This window comes from Streptomyces sp. NPDC003720 (assembly GCF_042875075.1).
Lineage (GTDB): Bacteria > Actinomycetota > Actinomycetes > Streptomycetales > Streptomycetaceae > Streptomyces.
In genome coordinates this window covers 999,348-1,017,027 of sequence record NZ_JBIANZ010000001.1, presented here as the reverse complement: position 1 = coordinate 1,017,027, position 17,680 = coordinate 999,348, and the positions used below count along the sequence as shown (strand labels likewise).

The 17,680-nt window shown below is 71.2% G+C and carries 16 protein-coding genes; 6 read left to right on the top strand and 10 right to left on the bottom strand.

Features of this window, described 5'->3' with window-relative positions:
* Positions 1 to 2: 2 nt before the first annotated feature.
* The 6 genes from ACFYU0_RS04940 to ACFYU0_RS04915 all read right to left on the bottom strand — a co-directional run bounded on the left by ACFYU0_RS04940 (position 3) and on the right by ACFYU0_RS04915 (position 7,293).
* Positions 3 to 1,022 (bottom strand): ketoacyl-ACP synthase III family protein, encoded by a 1,020-nt coding sequence (locus ACFYU0_RS04940; protein ID WP_389297806.1) that lies wholly within the window; start codon positions 1,020 to 1,022, stop codon positions 3 to 5.
* Positions 1,019 to 1,672 (bottom strand): SRPBCC family protein, encoded by a 654-nt coding sequence (locus ACFYU0_RS04935; protein WP_351663571.1) that lies wholly within the window; start codon positions 1,670 to 1,672, stop codon positions 1,019 to 1,021. The genes ACFYU0_RS04940 and ACFYU0_RS04935 overlap by 4 nt, the downstream gene beginning before the upstream one ends.
* A complete protein-coding gene (locus ACFYU0_RS04930) occupies positions 1,644 to 3,422 on the bottom strand; it encodes a thiamine pyrophosphate-binding protein (protein ID WP_389297804.1) in 1,779 nt (592 codons plus the stop codon). Before ACFYU0_RS04930 ends, ACFYU0_RS04935 begins: the two co-directional genes overlap by 29 nt.
* The gene (locus tag ACFYU0_RS04925) at positions 3,419 to 4,435 is read right to left on the bottom strand and encodes a GlxA family transcriptional regulator (RefSeq protein WP_389297802.1); all 1,017 of its coding nucleotides are present in this window, start codon (positions 4,433 to 4,435) and stop codon (positions 3,419 to 3,421) included. The genes ACFYU0_RS04930 and ACFYU0_RS04925 overlap by 4 nt, the downstream gene beginning before the upstream one ends.
* A gap of 257 nt (positions 4,436 to 4,692) precedes the next feature.
* A complete protein-coding gene (locus ACFYU0_RS04920) occupies positions 4,693 to 5,310 on the bottom strand; it encodes a DUF6058 family natural product biosynthesis protein (protein WP_389297800.1) in 618 nt (205 codons plus the stop codon).
* 768 nt (positions 5,311 to 6,078) lie between these two features.
* Positions 6,079 to 7,293, bottom strand: a complete 1,215-nt coding sequence (locus ACFYU0_RS04915; protein WP_389297798.1) for an MFS transporter — start codon at positions 7,291 to 7,293, stop codon at positions 6,079 to 6,081.
* 1,194 nt (positions 7,294 to 8,487) lie between these two features.
* On the opposite strand from ACFYU0_RS04915, the gene ACFYU0_RS04910 reads away from it, so the two are divergent.
* The gene (locus ACFYU0_RS04910; RefSeq protein ID WP_351663561.1) at positions 8,488 to 9,618 is read left to right on the top strand and encodes a globin domain-containing protein; all 1,131 of its coding nucleotides are present in this window, start codon (positions 8,488 to 8,490) and stop codon (positions 9,616 to 9,618) included.
* The gene (locus ACFYU0_RS04905; RefSeq protein ID WP_389297796.1) at positions 9,615 to 10,286 is read left to right on the top strand and encodes a pyridoxamine 5'-phosphate oxidase family protein; all 672 of its coding nucleotides are present in this window, start codon (positions 9,615 to 9,617) and stop codon (positions 10,284 to 10,286) included. Before ACFYU0_RS04910 ends, ACFYU0_RS04905 begins: the two co-directional genes overlap by 4 nt.
* A 107-nt stretch (positions 10,287 to 10,393) precedes the next feature.
* Here ACFYU0_RS04905 and ACFYU0_RS04900 read toward each other — a convergent pair whose 3' ends face one another.
* Entirely contained in the window at positions 10,394 to 11,167 is a 774-nt protein-coding gene (locus ACFYU0_RS04900) for an alpha/beta hydrolase (RefSeq protein ID WP_389297794.1), read from the bottom strand.
* Between the two features lie 255 nt (positions 11,168 to 11,422).
* Between ACFYU0_RS04900 and pnuC the strand changes: the two genes are divergently transcribed.
* Both pnuC and ACFYU0_RS04890 read left to right on the top strand, forming a co-directional pair.
* The gene (pnuC, locus tag ACFYU0_RS04895) at positions 11,423 to 12,088 is read left to right on the top strand and encodes a nicotinamide riboside transporter PnuC (protein ID WP_389297792.1); all 666 of its coding nucleotides are present in this window, start codon (positions 11,423 to 11,425) and stop codon (positions 12,086 to 12,088) included.
* On the top strand, positions 12,085 to 13,203 hold the full coding sequence (locus ACFYU0_RS04890) for an AAA family ATPase (RefSeq protein ID WP_389297791.1): 1,119 nt from the start codon (positions 12,085 to 12,087) through the stop codon (positions 13,201 to 13,203). The genes pnuC and ACFYU0_RS04890 overlap by 4 nt, the downstream gene beginning before the upstream one ends.
* 84 nt (positions 13,204 to 13,287) lie before the next feature.
* Here ACFYU0_RS04890 and ppk2 read toward each other — a convergent pair whose 3' ends face one another.
* Both ppk2 and ACFYU0_RS04880 read right to left on the bottom strand, forming a co-directional pair.
* A complete protein-coding gene (gene ppk2, locus ACFYU0_RS04885; RefSeq protein WP_389297991.1) occupies positions 13,288 to 14,265 on the bottom strand; it encodes a polyphosphate kinase 2 in 978 nt (325 codons plus the stop codon).
* A 194-nt stretch (positions 14,266 to 14,459) separates the two neighbouring features.
* Positions 14,460 to 15,239: an oxidoreductase gene (locus ACFYU0_RS04880; RefSeq protein ID WP_389297789.1), complete on the bottom strand. Its 780-nt coding sequence runs from the start codon at positions 15,237 to 15,239 to the stop codon at positions 14,460 to 14,462.
* A gap of 210 nt (positions 15,240 to 15,449) precedes the next feature.
* Here ACFYU0_RS04880 and ACFYU0_RS04875 point away from each other — a divergent pair, with 210 nt between their 5' ends.
* Complete coding sequence (locus tag ACFYU0_RS04875) at positions 15,450 to 15,797, top strand: VOC family protein (RefSeq protein ID WP_389297787.1); 348 nt, start codon at positions 15,450 to 15,452, stop codon at positions 15,795 to 15,797.
* Positions 15,798 to 15,880: 83 nt separating this feature from the next.
* Positions 15,881 to 16,312 carry an ASCH domain-containing protein gene (locus ACFYU0_RS04870; RefSeq protein WP_389297785.1) on the top strand — a complete coding sequence of 144 codons (432 nt, stop codon included), beginning with the start codon at positions 15,881 to 15,883 and terminating at the stop codon, positions 16,310 to 16,312.
* Positions 16,313 to 16,380: 68 nt separating this feature from the next.
* Here ACFYU0_RS04870 and ACFYU0_RS04865 read toward each other — a convergent pair whose 3' ends face one another.
* Positions 16,381 to 17,637, bottom strand: a complete 1,257-nt coding sequence (locus ACFYU0_RS04865) for a HEAT repeat domain-containing protein (RefSeq protein WP_389297783.1) — start codon at positions 17,635 to 17,637, stop codon at positions 16,381 to 16,383.
* Positions 17,638 to 17,680 lie beyond the last annotated feature (43 nt).

Sequence of the window (17,680 nt, the reverse complement as noted above, 5' to 3'; positions counted from 1 at the left end):
GCTCAGCTCCGTCCGCCGTGCCAGCGAACGGCGACCGCACCGGCGAAGTCGCCCGCGTGGGCGAAGCCCCCGAGCACCACCAGATCGCCGTCCGCCACCTGCCCGGAGCCGATCGCCCGGTCCAGGGTGACCGGGATCGCCGCTCCGAACAGGTTCCCGCACTCGTCGAAGGTGTCCAGGTGCCGTTCGGCAGGCAGCAGCAGCGCCTCGCGCCAGTTCCGCAGGAAGGTGCGGTTGGGCTGGTTGGTGATGAGCATGTCGATGTCGGTGCTGGCCACGCCGAGCCGTCCGCACAGCTCCGTGACCACCTCGGGCACGAGCCGGTTGCCCCGCGCCAGGACCTTGGCCACGCTCGAGTCGGTGAACCCGATCCGCAGCTGGGACTCTCCCGGTTCCCAGTACTTGCGACCGTCGTCGACCGCCACCGTCATGTCACCGGCGTACTCGCCGATGTGCCGCGTCTCCACGCCGAGGACCGGCGACCCGGACGACGTCGTCACATACCCCACACCGCACCCGTCGCCCGGGATCGCCGCCTGGGCGAGCCTGCGCACCTCGGACTGGGTGAACCACTGCCCGGCGGCGCTCTGCGCGTTGCAGATCAGCGCCGTCTTCGCGTCGGTGGTGGCGAGGATCTGCCGTGACAGCTTCAACATGTGGACGAAGGACGCGCAGCCCGCGTTGGCCACGTCGACGAGCCACTCGGGGTTCAGGCCCAGCCGGCGCGCCACCTCGGTCCCGGCGCCCACGAACGGCAGGTCGGGCAACTGGCTGTGCACCAGAAGCACGTCGACGTTCCGGATCTCGGCGCGGCCGTGCCGTTCGATCAGCGGCTGTACGGCACGCTCCACCATCTCGGCGTTGGTCTCGTCCCGGGCCACGTGGTGCCGTGCCGGCGGGACCCTGAACATGGGGTGGTGGCGGAGCTTGTCCTCCGCTCCGGGGAACTCCGTGTAGAACTCCGCAGGGACCGGCTCGCCGGGCAGATAGCTCGCGACGTCGGTGAGGCTGACCGTGGTCACGGCGCCACCGCCCTCGCCGGCGCCGAACCGACCGACAGACCGTTGCGATGGCGATGCTCCAGGATGGCCTTGAGGTTGCGCATCTCCAGGGTGTGGCCGGCGTAGAAGAGGTCCCAGTAGTCGCCCACCCAGGGCCGCTCCGGGCTGGGAGCCAGCTCGGGGTGCGGGTTGTCGTCGTAGTAGGGGTGCCGGCAGTTGGTCCACGTGATCACCGAGCCGGGCCTGTCGAGTACCAGCCGGGCCGGTACGACCCGCATCAGGTAGATCATCCACAGCTTGTCGCCCTGGTCCCAGGAGCAGTGGTAGTCCACGGTCATGGCCTCACGGTTGGCGAGCACCCTGCAGTAGATCGGGGTGTCGTCCTCCAGCCGGTCCCTGCCGGCCCACAGCCCCGGCGTGCCGGTGGGAGCGAAGTCCCGCAGGCTGCAGGTCCACTCCTCCAGGTGGTGTCCCTGGCGCAGGTAGTCGTACGCCTGCTCCGGCGGGCAGTCGACGTACTCGTGGATGGTGCAGTACTGCCCGTGGACCTGGTGGTGCGGATACACCGCGTGGGTCAGCTCCATGCAGTGGGCGGTCAGTTCTTCCTTTCCTGCGCTCTCGATGCGGACCAGACCGGGGATGTCAGCCAACGTGGACGGCTTCTCGCTCATCTGAATCCTTCTTGCTCTTGGTGACTTCGGCGGTTTCGGTGGTTCGGGTGCCTTCGGCGGCGAAGGACCGGAAGGGAAGGAACGGGGGGATTTCCAGCGGGTCGCAGGCCACCGAGACCAGCACCGGGCCGTCGCCCTCGTTGCCGCGCAGCAGTGCCCCGCGCAGCCGCGCCGCGTCGGTGGCGTCCGTGGCCGGCAGAGACGGGAAGGCGGCGGCCGCTCCGGCGGCGAGGTCGGTGGGTGCGAACAGGTCGTCGTCGCGGGACCGGCCCTGGAGGAACCGCTCCCGCAGCGCGCACATGGCGTGCGCGTTGTTGTTGAGGATCACGAACGTCACGGGTGCGCCGTACTCCACGGCGGTGTGCACCTCCATGCCGTGCATGAAGAAGGACCCGTCGCCGGCGAGGACGTAGGTGCGCCGGCCGGTGGCGAGCGCGGCGCCGATCCCGGCGCCGAAGGTGTAGCCCATGCCGCCCATCCCGACCGCCACCACGAAGCGGCCGTGGCGCGGTGCCGGGAGGAGATGGATCGCGCACGCACCGGCGTTGCCGGCGTCCACGAAGACGTTCGCGTCCGGTGGGAGGGCCACCTCCACCGCGGCGACCGCCCGGGCGAGGGGGACGGTTCCCTCCCGTGCCGGGCGGGAGGGCACCGGCGCGGGCACCGGGCCGGCGTGCGGTGGGCAGGGGCGTGGGTGGGACGGCAGCCGGGCGGCCACCGCGCGCAGCGCGTCGCGCACATTCCCGCCGAGCGTGCTGCCTGCCACGAACGGCGGCTCGGAGCCGAGGCAGACGACATCGGTGGCGGTCAGCGCCCGGTCGAGGCCGCCGCGTGCCAGGAGCGGCAACCGGGTACCGACGAGCAGGCACAGGTCGGCCCGCCGCAAGCAGTCCTCCACGTTGGCGTGGCCCATCACCCCGGCCACACCGGCGAATCGCGGATCACGGTTGTCGAAGACGTCCTTGGCATCCGGGGTGACCGCCACCCAGGCCCCCAGCCGCCGGGCCAGTGCCGCGAGATCCTCACGCGCGCCGGTGGCGGCCACCTCCTCGCCGGCGACGACGAGGACGCGGCCGGCCTTGCGAAGGGCGTCCGACACGGCGGCGACGGCGGCCGCGCCGGGCGGGGCCGCGGATGCCGCCGCGAGATCGTCCGGCACCTGCGCCTCACCGTGGACCGGCACCCGGATCCGGGCTTGCTGCACGTCCTTGGGCAGCAGCAGCACGGCCGGACCGCGGGGAGTGGACTGTGCCGCAGCGAGTGCCCGGGGCAGTAACTCCGCGAACGCATCCGGGTCGTCGACGCGGGCGCAGAACCGCGACACAGGGGCGAAGACGTCCCGCGCGTCGAAAGAGCCCGCTTTGCCGCTGGAGTCCTGGAACGCCCCGTGCCCTTCCTGGCCGGTCGGCGGCTGTCCCACCAGTGCCAGCACGGGCACCCGGGAGGCATGGGCCTCCGCCAGCCCTGGTACCAGGTTCATCGCCCCACCACCCGAGGTGGCGGCGACCACGCCGAGGCGCCCGGTGGTGCGCGCGTACCCGTCGGCCATGGTGACGGCGGAGAACTCGTGTTTGGCGACGACGCCGCGGACGGTGCCGACGCGGTGCACGGCGTCGTACAGGTCCTCGATGTTCGCGCCGCCGACCCCGAACATGTGGGTGACGCCGGTCCTGGCGAGTTCCCTTGCGAGAAGGTCGACCAGGCGTACCGATTCAGATCCTTCGCACGGTCCTGGAGCCGTGGTGGTCATAAGGGGCTCCCCTCCCTTTCGTGGTGCCGGTCGATGAGGCCGGACGGCGAGATGACCTGGAAGCGCAGCCGGTACTCCTTGGGGGTGAGCCCCAGGGTTCGTCCGAAGGAGCGGAAGAACGTCTCGGGGGCCGAGAATCCGCAGCGGCCGGCTATCTGGCCGATCGCCAGGTCAGTGGTCTCCAGCAGTTCACGGGCCCGGGCGATACGCGTGCGCTCGACGTACTGGCCGGGTGTCATGCCGACTTCGCGCCGGAACACCCGGGCGAAGTTGCGCTGGCTCATGGTGGCCCGCCGCGCGATCTCGGCCACGGGCAGCGGGCCGTCCAGGTTGTCCTGGATCCACTCCTGTGCCGCGCGGATCGGCGGATGGTCGGCCAACTGGGCGTCGAGGACGGCGCTGTACTGGGACTGCCCTCCGTGCCGCTTGAGGAACAGCACAAGGAACCGCGCCGTCTCCAGTGCCAGCGCCGACCCGTGGTCGGCCTCCACCAGCGCGAGCGCCATGTCGATCCCCGTCGACACGCCTGCGGACGTCACGAAGGGTCCGTCCCAGACGAAGATCGGCTCCGCGTCCACCGTCACCCGTGGATAGCGGCACGCCATCGCCTCGCTGTACGCCCAGTGCGTGGTGGCGCGCCGGCCGTCGAGAAGGCCTGCCTCGGCCAGCAGAAACGATCCGCCGCACACGGAGGCGACTCTGCGCGACCGAGCCGCGGCACGGCCGATCCAGGAGACGAGTTCCCGGTCGCGCAGCGCGTTGTCGAGACTCCAGCCGCCCGGCACCAGAAGCGTGTCGACCGGGCCCTCACCCGCCTCCAGCGGCGAGGCGTGCACCACCACTCCCGAACTCATGCGCACCAGCGGTGCGTCGGCCGAGACGAAGTCGGTCCGGTAGGGGGCGCCCGTGGGGCCCAGAAGCCGGTTCGCCGTATCGAACACTTCGATCGGTCCGGTGACGTCCAGGGCCATCGCACCGGCGTACACCACCACAACAACACGTCGCTCCAACACGGTCACAGCCTGTATCGGCTACCGCACTGGCTGCAATGACAGATTACTGACGCATCCGGCCACCGGGCCCCGCCGTACACGCGGACAACGCGCTGGCGAGGCACTTCGCGCGCAGAGCGGGCTGCTTCGAGTGAGGCAGCTCACAGGGTGTGGCGGTGCGGTGGCCTGTCCGCCCCGACGGCGCAGTGGTCCGGTCAGGCCGCCGGCGCCCGTCTCGTACGCCTTCGGGACCGCAGCCGGTCAGCGGACGATCCGGGTCACGGGCGCGGGAAGCGGGCGCGCACGTCGTCGATGCAAATGTCCCGAGATGTGGGCCCGCCGAACCGAAGACGGTCGTAGGCGGTGAACGCCGGTTCCAACGTGTCGAGTTCGTCGACCAGAGCGTGCAGCCGAGCAGACCACTGCGCTGAACCGGCATCCGGCTCTTTCGCCGCGGCGCCGATCGCGGCCGTCAGGTAGTCCTTGCGCTGAATGGTGGCCGGCGTCACCGAGTGCAGACACACGTACTGTCCGCTGAGATACGAATTCCACTCCGCCTTCCCCGTGATCGGGTCGGCCCAGTGAGCGGTGAACCACGCTTCGAGCAGGTCTTCGCCGCCGGCCCCGTCGGCGAGAGCGAACAGGTCGGCCGGCACCATCTCGGCACCGTCGGAGCGCAGGTATCCCGGAAGCGGCAGACGCTGCCCCAGCATCAGCCGACGGACCGCATCGACGTCGCGATCATGGACTGCGCACAGTTCCTCCAGGACGACGAACTGCGCACTGACATATACGTCATCGGCATCGGTCATCGGATGATGTCCGTTGACCTCGTGGAACCGCTCGACGAGTTGCTGCTTCAGGTCCGTCTCCGGCACAGGGGCCTCCAGCGTCATCAGCAACGGGCATCTCCCGCGCAGGACTCGGCACGCTATAGGCAAGTCAATTCGGCACTCACCGAACCATCGGGGAGGGACGGGCGGCTGGGGTGACGTGACGCGGCACCAGAGCGAGCATGATCCCTACTGCCCCCGCCGATCACGGCTGGGGCGCCGCTGGTCGGGGTGGGCGGCCCGGTCGGCCGGCGGTGTGCTGGGACGGCCTTCTCCCAGGGACCGTGCGATGACCCGCTCCATCGTCGCCTCCGGCAGTGCCGGGTTGCTCGCGGCGGCTCGGGCGAGGGAGCTGTCAGCGGCGTCGATCGCGGTCTCCAGGGCCGAGAGGGCGAGGGCCGGGTTGACAGTCCCGCGGGCAGGGCCGGGTTGTCGGCCAGTCCCAGCAGCGCGTCACGCAAAGGGTCCCTCTCCTCGACGACCCGGTCTGCCGGCCACCTGGCGGTGGCTGTCCGCGGCAGGTCGATGCGACAGGAGCCGGTGTAACAGGAGCGGCGCGCCGCCGTCCATCGCGTTGACCGGGTCCACCGGCGGACGTCGCGGTCAGCCGGGTACGGAGAGGGGCCATGGCCTGCGGGCTGCCGCCGCGACCTCGGCTTGGCCTGTAGGCGTACGAACGCGCGTGGAAGGCCCTGGTGACGGGCCGAGCACGGGTCGCTGCCGGGAGCCGCTCATCTCCAGGCTCGTATGCGACGAGCCTGGGCATGGACCGCGCGACGCTGATCGACGCGAACCGCTGTGCCGTGACGACCAGGGGACCGCCCTGCCCGGTCAGTCCGCGGTGGGGACCGGTGTCTTCTGCTCCGCCGTCGGCGATGCCTGCGTGATCACTTCGGAGCGCCGGCGGTCCCGGTCCATGACACCGCCTGTGAAGGCGAGGCCCAGACCGGCCACGGCGAGCGCCGCGCCGACCAGGTTGGGCGCGGCCCAGCCCCAGCCGGCCGAGATGACCAGACCGCCGAGCCAGGCGCCGCCCGCGTTGGCCAGGTTGAAGGCCGAGTGGTTGGACGCCGCCGCCATCGTCGGGGCGTTCTTGGCCTTGGCCATGAGCAGCATCTGAACGGGTGTGGTGATGAGGGAGCCCATCGCGCCGATGAAGGTGATCGTCACCAGCGCGGGGACGGTGCTGTGGACCGCGAAGTAGAACGTCACCAGGGCCGCGGCCAGCAGGATGAGCCCCCAGTACATCGTCGGGCGCAGTGCGCGGTCGGTGAGCGGTCCGGCGATCAGGGTGCCGAGCGTCATGCCGACGCCGTACAGCGCGAGCACCCAGGTCGTCGACGAGTCGGAGAGTCGGGTCAGGTGCGTGAGCATCGGGACGAGGTAGCTGTACACGGCGAAGAAGCCGCCGAAGCCCACGACGGCCGTGGCCAGACCGAGGACGACCTGCTTGTTGCCCATGGCCCGCAGCTCGTGCCGGACGCCGGACTGCTCCCCCCGCGGCTGGTGCGGGACGAACGCGGCCAGCGCGGCCAGCGCGACGAGGCCGATGACGGTGACCGCGCCGTAGGCGGAGCGCCAGCCCAGATGCTGGCCGAGGGCCGTGGCGGCCGGAACTCCGACGATGTTGGCGACGGTCAGTCCGAGGAACATCTTCGAGACGGCGCGTGCCGCCCTGTCCGCGGCGACCAGCCGCGAGGCGACTACGGCGCCGACGCCGAACAGCGCGCCGTGCGGCAGGCCCGCCAGGAAACGGGCGGCGAAAAGCGTGCCGAAGTCGGGGGCCAGGGCGGACGCCGTGTTGCCGATCACGAACAGTCCGGTCAGGAGCAGCAGCAGCCGTTTGTGCGGGACACGCGCGCATATGCCCGTCAGCAGCGGAGCGCCGACGACGACACCGAGCGCGTAGGCCGACACGACGTTGCCGGCGTGCGGTACGGACACACCGATTCCGTCGGCGATCTGGGGCAGCAGCCCCATGGTCGCGAACTCGGTCGTGCCGATACCGAACGCGATGACAGCCAGGGCCAGCAGAGCCAAGGGCATGGTGCAGGAGAACCTTTCGAAGACGACGGGCCGGGGACCGGGAGCGGGGCTGTGCGGACTCGTCCGCGGATTCCTCGCCCGGCCGCGCCGGTCGTCATGACCCGCAGCGCCCTGGGAAGAGGGTGAGCCCACAGGGATGCAGCAATGGAGCGGAGGAATCCATTCCAAGATCGCCTGGCGATGTGCGGCATCAGGCTGAGCGCGGACGCCCTGGCTGCGGCGGTCGGCCACCGGCCGGTGAGCAAGGATAGCCGTTGCGATTCGGACACCGTCCCGGAGGGTCACACCGCTGTGTGGAGGGCCGGCTGCACGATCGCGTGCTGTTCGGAATGCTCCGCGAGGAGTGGACGAACCCCCGCACAACGACGAAATCACGCCGACTCTGACCGCCGCCGAGCTGATCGTCTCGCGGTGACGCCGGCTCGGATTCCCTGCGAGGCCGAGTGGGTCCGGTGCTTCCGGACCCATTTGCGGCGCCCCTTCCCAAACGTGCCGCAGCAACTCGGCCGGCACGAACGAAGCGCAATTCGGCCGAGATGCGCCGTCGCGTCACCCGCCTTCCGGCCGCCGGTACCCCGCTGTGGCGCGGCGACGTGCGGAGGGAGCGGGCGCGGTACTCCATGCCTGTTCAGAGCGCGAATTTCGGCTACTGGTCGGTAACCCTCATAGATCGTTCCACCGGGCCCTCCTGGGTCGTTCGGCGCCATCCTCGGACGCTAGGGTGACGGGCGCCTGACGGTTGCCCTTGCCGGGCTGCCGGGCTGTCGGCGTACGCATCTGCACACATGCGCGTGTCTCTCAGCGGTTTTGATCCAGTGTCCGACGACGTCGTACCGCTTGTGCCGAGGGTGCCGACATGGAGAGAAGAAGGTACGTGAGTTCCCTACACAGCGCTCCACGGCGCACTGGCGTCAACCGAGTCGGGCCCGTACCTGGTCGCGCCCCGCAGGAAGTGCCCGGCCTTCGAGTCTGTGCCGTGTGGGCAACCGAACAGGTCTGGGGTGGACGGTGACGGGCAGGTTCGAGTCCATGCAACTGACCTCGCACCCCGACAGACCCATCGCGCCGGCAGACGGCTGGCGCGGGACCTCCCCGGGCCGCCCGGCGTTCCCGGCGCCACCGGGTCACACAGCGACCACCCCGGCCCCGGTCAGTGCCGAGGACGTCGCCCTGGTACGGGGCAGTCTGACGATTGTGGCTCCTCATGTCTCCGAGCTGGCCGCGCACTTCTACAGCATCCTGTTCGCGCGTTACCCACAGGTCAGGAATCTGTTTCCGGCTGATCTCGATGTCCAGCGGGAACGTCTGGTGCGCGGACTGCTGCGCATCGTGGAACTGGTCGACGACCCCGACAACCTCATAGCCTTCTGCTCCCGCCTGGGTCGCGGCCACCGCAAGTTCGGCACGCAGAGCGCCCATTACCCCGCCGTCGGCGAATGCCTGCTGCAGGCCCTCTCCCACTTCGCGGGCCCGGCATGGAGCCCGGCACTGGCGGCGGCATGGCAGCGCGCCTACACCGCGGCCGCGGACGTGATGGCCCGGGCCGCGGAGGAGGACGCCCGTGACCGTCCCGCCGTGTGGGACGCGCATATCGTCGGGCACGTGCACCGCGGGCATGGAATCGCCGAGATCACCGTCCAGCCACACCAGCCCTACCCGTTCGTGGCGGGCCAGTACGTGAGCGTCGAAACGCCTTGGGCACCGAGACTGTGGCGCCAGTACTCCCCCGCGCACGCCCCACGTCCCAATTCCGAGCTGACCTTCCATGTACGGGCCGTACCCGGAGGACAGGTCAGCAACCCGCTCGTCCACCAGGCTCGCCCCGGAGACCCGCTCCGGCTCGGCCCGCCGGAAGGCGACATGGTCCTGCGCCAGACCCCGCAGCGGGACCTGCTGTTCGTGGCCGGCGGCACCGGCCTCGCCCCCATTCGCGCCCTGATCGAGGAAGCGGCCCGGGACGGCATCGGCGACGCGCGTGAAGTCAGCCTGTTCATCGGCGCCAGAACGGCGGACGAACTCTACGGACTCGATGACATGCTGCGCATGTCCCAGCGCTACCACTGGCTCCGCGTCCGGGCAGCGGTCTCCCACGAGCGCATCGTGGGGCTGGAGGGCACGCTGCCCGAGGTGCTGGCGGAGTTCGGCCCGTGGTACCGGCACGAGGCGTACCTGTGCGGCCCGCCGCAGATGCTGGGCGAGGCCGTGCAGGCCCTGCGGCGCCATGGTGTGCCGCCCCGGCACATCCACTACGACCCCTGGGACACCCCCGTGCTGACCGCCCCGTTGGGGCCGCCTCCGTCCGACGAGGAGACCGACCAGCTGTGAACGGATCCGAGACGCCGGGCTCCACCGGAGAACGGCTGCTGCAGCAGCAGCTCGGCACCACCGACCGGGCGGCGGAGTTCTACGACCGCCAGGTCCACCCCTACCTGACGCCCGCCATGAGGGAGTTCATAGCCCGGCAGAACATGGTGTTCCTGTCGACCGCGGACTCCGGGGGAGCCTGTGACGCCAGCTTCCGCTCCGGGCCGCCGGGCTTCTGCGTCGCCCTCGACGACCGCTCGCTGGCGTACCCCGAGTACCGGGGCAACGGCGTCATGGCCAGTGCGGGCAACATGACCGAGAATCCCCAGCTCGGGATGCTCTTCATGGACTTCACCCACGACCACATAGGGCTGCACGTGAACGGCACCGTCCGGCTGTACACGGACCACGAGATCCGCGCGTGGTATCCGCGACTGCCGACCGAGACGGCGCCCGGTCGCCGGCCTCACCTGTGGGTGCACGTCACCGTCGAGGAAGCGTACGTCCACTGCTCCAAGCACATCCCCCACCTCGAGCCGGCGCCGCGCCCCCGCTCGACGACGGACCGGAACCGCCCCAAGGACAGCGCGTACTTCCCGGAGCCCGCCCCTGCCCACCAGGCCTCCGAACTGGTCGACGCCCAAGCCGGCCGCACCTCGTGGCGAGACCGCCTGCGGATCCGCCCCTGACCCCACGACGCCTTGGTTCCCGCGTACCGCGCCGCGGTTGCGGGAGCCCGGCTGTCGGCGCACAACGCCGGCGACGCCGGCCGGGGATCGCCCCGGCCGGCGCTCCGTCACTCGGTCATCTGGTCACGAGTCAGCCGCCGGCGCAGATGCCGGGCGAAGAACTGGGCCGCCGCGTCGCCCGCGAACTGCGGGACGCCCGCGTGCCCGCCCATGTTGGCGTTCAGCGTCTTCTCCTTGGAGCCGAAGGCGTCGAACAGGTCCAGGGCTGCCTGCCGGTGGTTCCCCTCGTCGTCCCACTGCAGCAGGACGTGCAGCGGAATGGCGACCTGGCGGGCCTCCTCGAACATGACGCGGGGTACGAAACTCCCGGCGAACAGAACGGCGGCCGAGATGCGCGGCTCGACCACCGCGAGCCGGACGCCGATGGAGACGACTCCCCCCGAGTACCCGACCGGGCCGCCGATCTCCGGCAGCGACAGAAGGGCGTCCAGGGCGGCCTGCCATTCCGGGACCACCTTGTCGACGAGAGGGAGGACGAGGGCGTCGATGATCTCGTCGCCGACGGGCTCGCCGGCCTCCATGACCCGGCGCATGTCGGCCCGGGCCTGCTCGGCGGCGGCCCAACGCGGCCGGTCGCCGCTCCCGGGGAGTTCGATGGTGGCCGCGGCGAAGCCGTCCGCCGCGGCCTGCCGGGCGCGCGCCACCAGCCGGGGGTACATCCTGCGCAGCCCGAGCGGAGGGTGGCCGAGCAGGATCAGCGGGGCCGGTGTGGACGCGGATGCGGATACGGGCGTCCACAGGATGCCCGGGATCTCGCCGCCGAGGGTGAAATCGCGCTCGAGGACGCCGTCGTCGAGGCGCTGTTCGGAAGTGAAGTGCATGGTCGTGCCTTTCGGGAGTGCGCTTGAACGGCGCTCCCGGACGACCTACCGCCCGACCGCGACCCCAGAGGGGAGCGCCCATGTCGATACTGCGTTCACGGGTCTCACCTCCTGGTTCTCTGTACGGCCTCTGGGAGGTTAGCAACGGCCCCCCTGGTCCGCCAACGGGTTTTCGCGGCGTTCCGGAAGGGGCTTGGCACGCGACGGCTCCACCCTTTATCGTCATGCTGACATTTACTGGGCAAGGAGCACTCCATGGCTGTCAGCGACGTCCTGGGCGAGATCGTCGCGCCCCTGAACACCGTACTGTTCGGTTTCGGCCGCGATGCGGTGACCTGGGCGGAGCTGCTCGGCTTCGCCACGGGTGCGGCCTGCGTCTGGCTGACCGTCAGGGCGCGGATCGCCAACTTCCCCGTCGGCATCGCCAACAACCTGTTCTTCCTCGTCCTGTTCTGGAGCGCCCAGTTGTACGCCGACGCCCTCCTGCAGGTCGTGTACCTGCTCCTGGCCGCCGTCGGCTGGTGGACCTGGCTGCGCGGCGGCGAGCGCCGTTCCCCCCGCTCCATGGGCCACGCCTCCGTGCGCACCATCGCCGTCCTGCTGCTGCTCGCCGTACCCGCGACCTGGGGCCTGACCGTCGTCCTGGCCCGCGCCCACGACATCGCACCGTTCTGGGACGCCCTCACCACCACGCTGTCACTGATCGCGCAATGGCTCCTCAACACCAAGTCGTACGAGAACTGGTACTTCTGGATCGCCGCGGACGTGGTCTACATCCCGCTGTACTTCGCCAAGGCGCTCTATCTGACCGGCATCGTGTACGTGCTCTTCCTGACGATGTGCCTGCTCGGACTGCGGGGTTGGCAACGGCAGTTGGCCGCCGGCCGGTCGGCCGCCGCGACCGGCCTGGTGCGCGCGTGAGCGCCCCCTTCGACCACGGACTGGTCATCGGCAAGTTCTATCCCCCGCACGCCGGCCACCACTTCCTGGTGCGCACCGCGGCGGAGAACTGCCGGCGCGTCACGGTCGTGGTGATGGCAGCCGACGTGGAGTCGATACCGCCGGCCGTCCGGGTCGGCTGGCTGCGGGAGGCGTACGCGGACAGCCCGCATGTGGCCGTCACCGGCGTCGTCGACAACATCCCGGTGGACTACGGCAGCGACAGCGCCTGGACGGGGCACGTCGCCCTGATGCGTGAGGGGGTGGCCGCGGGAGCCCATGCGGCCGTCCCGGTGGACGCGGTGTTCACCTCGGAGCCGTACGGCGCCGAGCTGGCGCGCCGGTTCGGCGCGGCGAACGTTCGCCTGGACGTCGCACGAGAGACGTTCGCGGTCTCGGCCACCGCGGTGCGCGACGACCCGGTGGGCCGCTGGGACGCGCTGGAGCCGCCGGTGCGGGCCTGGTTCGCCCTGCGGGTGGTGGTGCTGGGCGCCGAGTCCACCGGCACCACCACGCTCTCGCGGGACCTCGCGGAGGCACTGCGTCAGCGTGGCGGTCCGCATGCGCTCACGCGCTGGGTTCCCGAGTACGGGCGCGAGCTGACCGTCGCCAAGCTCGCGGTGGCCCGCGCGCTGGCCGGGCGCCGCGGCTCGCCGGAGCCCACTGTTTTCGACCTGGAGTGGAGCGACGCCGACTTCGAGGCCGTCGCGGCCCGCCAGTCGGCCGAGGAGGAGCGCGCCGCCCGTGACGGCGGGCCCGTGCTGGTGTGCGACACCGACGCGCTGGCCACCACCGTCTGGCAGGAGCGCTATGTCGGCCGGACCACCGAGGCGGTGCACGGGCTCGCCGACGCCATGCCGCCCAGGGCGCTGTACCTGCTCACCGGCCACGAGGACGTGCCGTTCCACGACGACGGCCTGCGCGACGGTGAGGAGTTGCGGCCCTGGATGACCGAGCGGTTCCGCAAGGTGCTGTCCGGTCGCGGTGTGCCCTGGCAGGAGGTGGGCGGCGACCGCACGACCCGGCTGCGACTCGCCCTGGAGGCGGTCGACCGGCTGCTCGCGGAGGGCTGGCGCCTGGCCGCACCGCTCGGCTGAGCGCGGCGGCACGGTGCGTCGGACGATGCCAACGACGGCACGGCAAGCTGCTCCGCGGAGCAGAAAGGTGCGGCTGCCCGGCCGTCACCTGGGTTCCGGATGGTTTCCTGGTCCGCCGCCCGGTCCCGCCAGCGGCGTCGGGGAGAGGGCCGTCGGTTGCTCGCCCGGTTCCAGCAGGGTGTCCGCCGCACCGACGATCAGCGGGTCGGGCGTGCCCACCGCCGCCAGGTCCTTGGCCGGATAGTCGAAACGGTCCAGCAGACTGCGCATCGCCTCCAGCCGGCCGCGCCGCTTGTCGTTGTTCTTCACGACCGTCCAGGGGGCGTGCGCGGTGTCGGTCGCCCGGAACATGTCGACCTTGGCCGCGGTGTAGTCGTCCCAGCGGTCGAGCGAGGCCAGATCGGTCGGGGACAGCTTCCAGCGGCGCACCGGATCGACCTGCCGGATCGCGAACCGGGTCCGCTGCTCGGCACGCGACACGGAGAACCAGAACTTGACCAGCAGGATGTCGTCGTCGGTCAGCAACCGCTCGAACAGCGGCGCCTGCTGGAGGAACTGCTGGTACTCCTCCTCGGAGCAGAAGTCCATGACCCTCTCGACTCCCGCCCGGTTGTACCAGGACCGGTCGAAGAAGACGATCTCGCCGCGGGCCGGCAGGTGGGTGACGTACCGCTGGAAGTACCACTGACCCGCCTCACGCTCGGTGGGCTTGTCCAGTGCCACGACACGGGCGCCGCGGGGGTTCAGCCGCTCGGTGAACCGCTTGATGGCACCGCCCTTGCCGGCCGCGTCCCGCCCTTCGCAGACCACGACGATGCGCTGTCCCGTCTCCTTCGCCCAGCGCTGCAGCTTGAGCAGCTCGATCTGCAGGATCCGCTTGGTCCGCTCGTACTCGCGCCGCCGGACCCGGTGGTCGTAGGGGTGGTTCTCCCGCCAGGTCTCGATCGGCCGGCCGTCGCCGTCCAGAAGGACCGGCCGCTCCGGCTGCCGGTCATCCACCGCGAGCCCGCGCAGCAGGTCGTCCTCGCGCCCCGTGCTCCGACTCCCCTGCGCCTCGAGCATCTGCTCCGCCTCGGCCACGCATCCCGCCTCTCCGCCGTGTCACCCGGACCGAGTGACCCCCTCCGCGTGCCCCGGCTGGCCGGACCCAGACACACCACTGCGAGGCCACGGCCGGGCGCCGGGGTCCTACACGGTCATGAACGCCCTCCTGACGTCGGCTGAGGCGTGGGAGCCTGCCGTCCGCGCTGTCGCCGTCACCGGGTGGGGACGAAACCTCCGTCGATGATCATGTCGCTGCCGGTGATGTTGCTCGCCTGGTCGCCGGCGAGGAACAGGACCAGCTCGGCGACTTCCGCGGGGGTGGAGAAGCGGCCGGTCGGGACGGAGCCGGCCACCTGCGCGACCACGTCGTCCGGGGTGACGCCGGCCGCCGCGGAGACGGTGGCCGCTACACCGTCCTGGGCCAGCCACAAGTCGGTTCGCACGGGTCCGGGACTGACGGTGTTGACGCGGATTCCCTTGGGCCCGACCTCCTTGGACAGCGCCTTGGAGAAGGCGACGAGAGCGGCCTTGCCGGCGCTGTAGTCGATCACCATCGGGTCGGGCAGCGTGGCGTTGACGGAGGCTACGGTGACGATGGAGCCCCGCCCGGCCTCCAGCATGAGGGGCAGCGCCGCCCGGGTGACCCGCACGGCGCTGAGCAGGTTCAGATCCAGCCCCTGCTGCCAGTCGGCGTCGCTCACCGACAGGAAGCCACCGGTCCGGGCGGGGGCGGCGCCGACGTTGTTGACGAGCACGTCGACGCGTCCCGCGGCCTCGTGGACGAGCCGCTCGGCGCCCTGGGCGTCCCTGAGGTCGACGGGGACCCAGGTGACCGAGCCCTCCTTCACCAGGGCGTCCAGTTCGGGTGTCGAGGTGCGGGATCCGGCGATCACCGCGGCCCCGGCCTGCGCCAGGGCTTCGACGACCGCCAGGCCGATGCCTTTGCTGGCACCGGTCACGACGGCGGTGCGGCCGTGCAGCGGGCTGTTCATCAGCACTCCCGGGTCTCTCGGTGACGATGGCGACCTGTTCTTCTCCACGACGGCCTCGCCGGGCCGTCACTTCCTTCAGAATCCGATGACAGTCGTGCACCGCGCATGTTGATCGGCCGCGCGATGTGGGCGAGGTGCGTGCGGCGTCGGACATGCAGTAGTACTCCTGGGGGGACCCGCAGACTGGTTCGTCGTCGTTTGGAGTCACCGATGATCGTTCGTCGCGTCATGCCCGTCATCCGGTCCGAGGCGGTGCGGGAAAGCCGTGAGTTCTACGGCCTGCTGGGCTTGGAGGAGGTCATGAACCACGGCTGGATCATGACGCTCGCCTCCCCGTCCAGCCCGACGGCGCAGATCAGCGTCATGACCAGCGACAGGACCGCTCCTGTCACCCCCGACGTGAGCGTCGAGGTCGACGACGTGGACGCGGCCTACCGGCTCATGCGGGAGAGCGGGGCGGAGATCGTCCACCCCTTGCAGGACGAGGAGTGGGGTGTACGGCGGTTCTTCGTCCGCGACCCCAGCGGACGGGTGGTCAACGTGCTGGCCCACCGCTGACGGCCGCACCCCGCGACCGGCACGAGTGCCTGCGGCGAAAGGCGATGCGGTCGTCGGTCCGGCTGCGGATGTACGCTCCCTCGATGGGACACGACGACCTTCCGACCCTTGAACTCGCCTTCCCCGGACCGGAACGAGACCGGGGCGTGGAGGCGGTCCTCGCCGGGCGGAAGACCGCGCTCACGGGTCTCCTGGAGATCTACGAGCACGCCGGCGAGGCGGTACCGGTACCCGGTCAGCGCTTCTCGGTGCTGGACTCCGACGGTCGCCCGGCCGTCACGATCGAGCTCGTCGACGTGCGCGTCGTTCCCGTGAAGGAGATCGACGAGGACTTCGCGCGAGCCGAGGGACGCGGTTACGCCGACGTGGCCGAGTGGCGTGCGGCCCACGAGGAGTTCTTCCGCAGCGACGGCGTGAGCGAGTACCTGGGACACACCCCGGTCATCGATGACGACACCCTCGTCGTCGCGGAACGCTTCCGGGTGGTCGGGTCAGAGGCCTCACCCGGTCGGTGACCCGCTCGGCGAGCTCACACCGACCATCCCGCGGAGGCGGCTTCGGTGGATCGGTGTGGAGACGCGTGTCAGGGCTGGGCGTGTGCGCCGGCCGCTCGCAGCAGCCGGGTCGCCGCCACCCGTTGGTGGCGCGGGCGGTCCTCGGTCAGGAGTGCGCGCAGCCGCTCTCGGGGCACGCTGTCGGCCCACGGCAGCAGAGCCACGGTCGCCTGCCGGACCACGGCCGCTGACGGGTCGTCGAGGAGCGGGCGTACGTCGTCGAGGCGCACCGCGTCCAGCGCCCGCAGTCCCGCCACCGCGCAGGCACGCACCATGGGGTCCGGGTGCGCAAGCAGTGTCCTGACCAGGCCGGCGTCCTCGCGTACGCCGCACTCGCCGAGGCCCACCGCGGCGGCGGGCCGGTCAGCGGGGTCGGCGCACAGCGCGCGGTACAGCGGTGCCGGGTCCGTGCCGCCCTGCCGCAGTACCCACCGGGCACACGCCCGCACCACGGCGGACCGGTCGGTGAGGTACGGCTCGGCGTCGGGGTGCCGCCCGGTGCGGCGCAGCGCGGTCACCCCCGCCGACCTGACCCGCGAGTACCGGGACCCGAGCAGCGGCACCACCACCTCGGTGAACTCGTCGTCACCGCCCTCGCGAAGGGCGGCCACGGCCGCTTCGGCGCACAGGTCCTGCACCACGACGTCCCGGTGGCGGGCGGCGGTCCGGGCGAGCCGCGCCGCGGGGAGCAGCCGCCGCTCGACGGCCACGCGGTGCGCCAGACGGGCCGTGGCCCGGTCGCCGCTGTCGAGCAGCGCCTCGGTCTGTGCGGCCGGCCCGGTGCGCAGCGCCCCGGTCAGCAGGTCCTGGGCGAAGCCGCCCCGGGAGCGGCGGCCGATCCGCAGCACCAGGGCGGATTGCGCGGCCAGCCGGTGCGGGGGTGTTCCGGCGAGGAGGGCGCGAGCCCGTTCGCGTACCGGTCCCGCCCAGTCCGCGCAGCGGATGACGACCAGGGGGAGCAGGGCGGGCCGCTTCACGGCGTGGTCGAGCGCGGCCTCGCGGACATGGCCGTCGGGGTGGCAGAGGGCGAGGGCGAGTTCGGCGTCACCTGGCCTCTGTGACCTGGTGACGGTGATCGTCGACGCAAGCCGGGCCCGGATCGTCCGCCGTCCGGACGGCGACGCGTTCGAGTGGAACAGCTCCGGCCGTTGCCAGGCCAGTGCGCGGACTCCGGTGTCGAGACCGATCCAGGAGTCCGGGTCCGTCACGTCGAGCGCCTGGTCCGGAGCCGTTCCGGCGGCCAGTCGCCTGGCTGCCCCGTACGGCTCCCCTCCCCTTGTCAGCATGGGCGCAGCCTACGGGTCGGTCTCCGGCGTGGCTCCGGTGCAC

Bases quoted from the DNA above. Each gene is read 5' to 3' on its own strand.
- ACFYU0_RS04935 (WP_351663571.1), bottom strand. From the start codon at position 1,672: ATGAGCGAGAAGCCGTCCACGTTGGCTGACATCCCCGGTCTGGTCCGC.
- ACFYU0_RS04930 (WP_389297804.1), bottom strand. From the start codon at position 3,422: ATGACCACCACGGCTCCAGGACCGTGCGAAGGATCTGAATCGGTACGC.
- ACFYU0_RS04920 (WP_389297800.1), bottom strand. From the start codon at position 5,310: ATGACGCTGGAGGCCCCTGTGCCGGAGACGGACCTGAAGCAGCAACTC.
- ACFYU0_RS04915 (WP_389297798.1), bottom strand. From the start codon at position 7,293: ATGCCCTTGGCTCTGCTGGCCCTGGCTGTCATCGCGTTCGGTATCGGC.
- ACFYU0_RS04900 (WP_389297794.1), bottom strand. From the start codon at position 11,167: ATGCACTTCACTTCCGAACAGCGCCTCGACGACGGCGTCCTCGAGCGC.
- pnuC (WP_389297792.1), top strand. From the start codon at position 11,423: ATGGCTGTCAGCGACGTCCTGGGCGAGATCGTCGCGCCCCTGAACACC.
- ppk2 (WP_389297991.1), bottom strand. From the start codon at position 14,265: ATGCTCGAGGCGCAGGGGAGTCGGAGCACGGGGCGCGAGGACGACCTG.
- ACFYU0_RS04880 (WP_389297789.1), bottom strand. From the start codon at position 15,239: ATGAACAGCCCGCTGCACGGCCGCACCGCCGTCGTGACCGGTGCCAGC.
- ACFYU0_RS04875 (WP_389297787.1), top strand. From the start codon at position 15,450: ATGATCGTTCGTCGCGTCATGCCCGTCATCCGGTCCGAGGCGGTGCGG.
- ACFYU0_RS04870 (WP_389297785.1), top strand. From the start codon at position 15,881: ATGGGACACGACGACCTTCCGACCCTTGAACTCGCCTTCCCCGGACCG.
- ACFYU0_RS04865 (WP_389297783.1), bottom strand. From the start codon at position 17,637: ATGCTGACAAGGGGAGGGGAGCCGTACGGGGCAGCCAGGCGACTGGCC.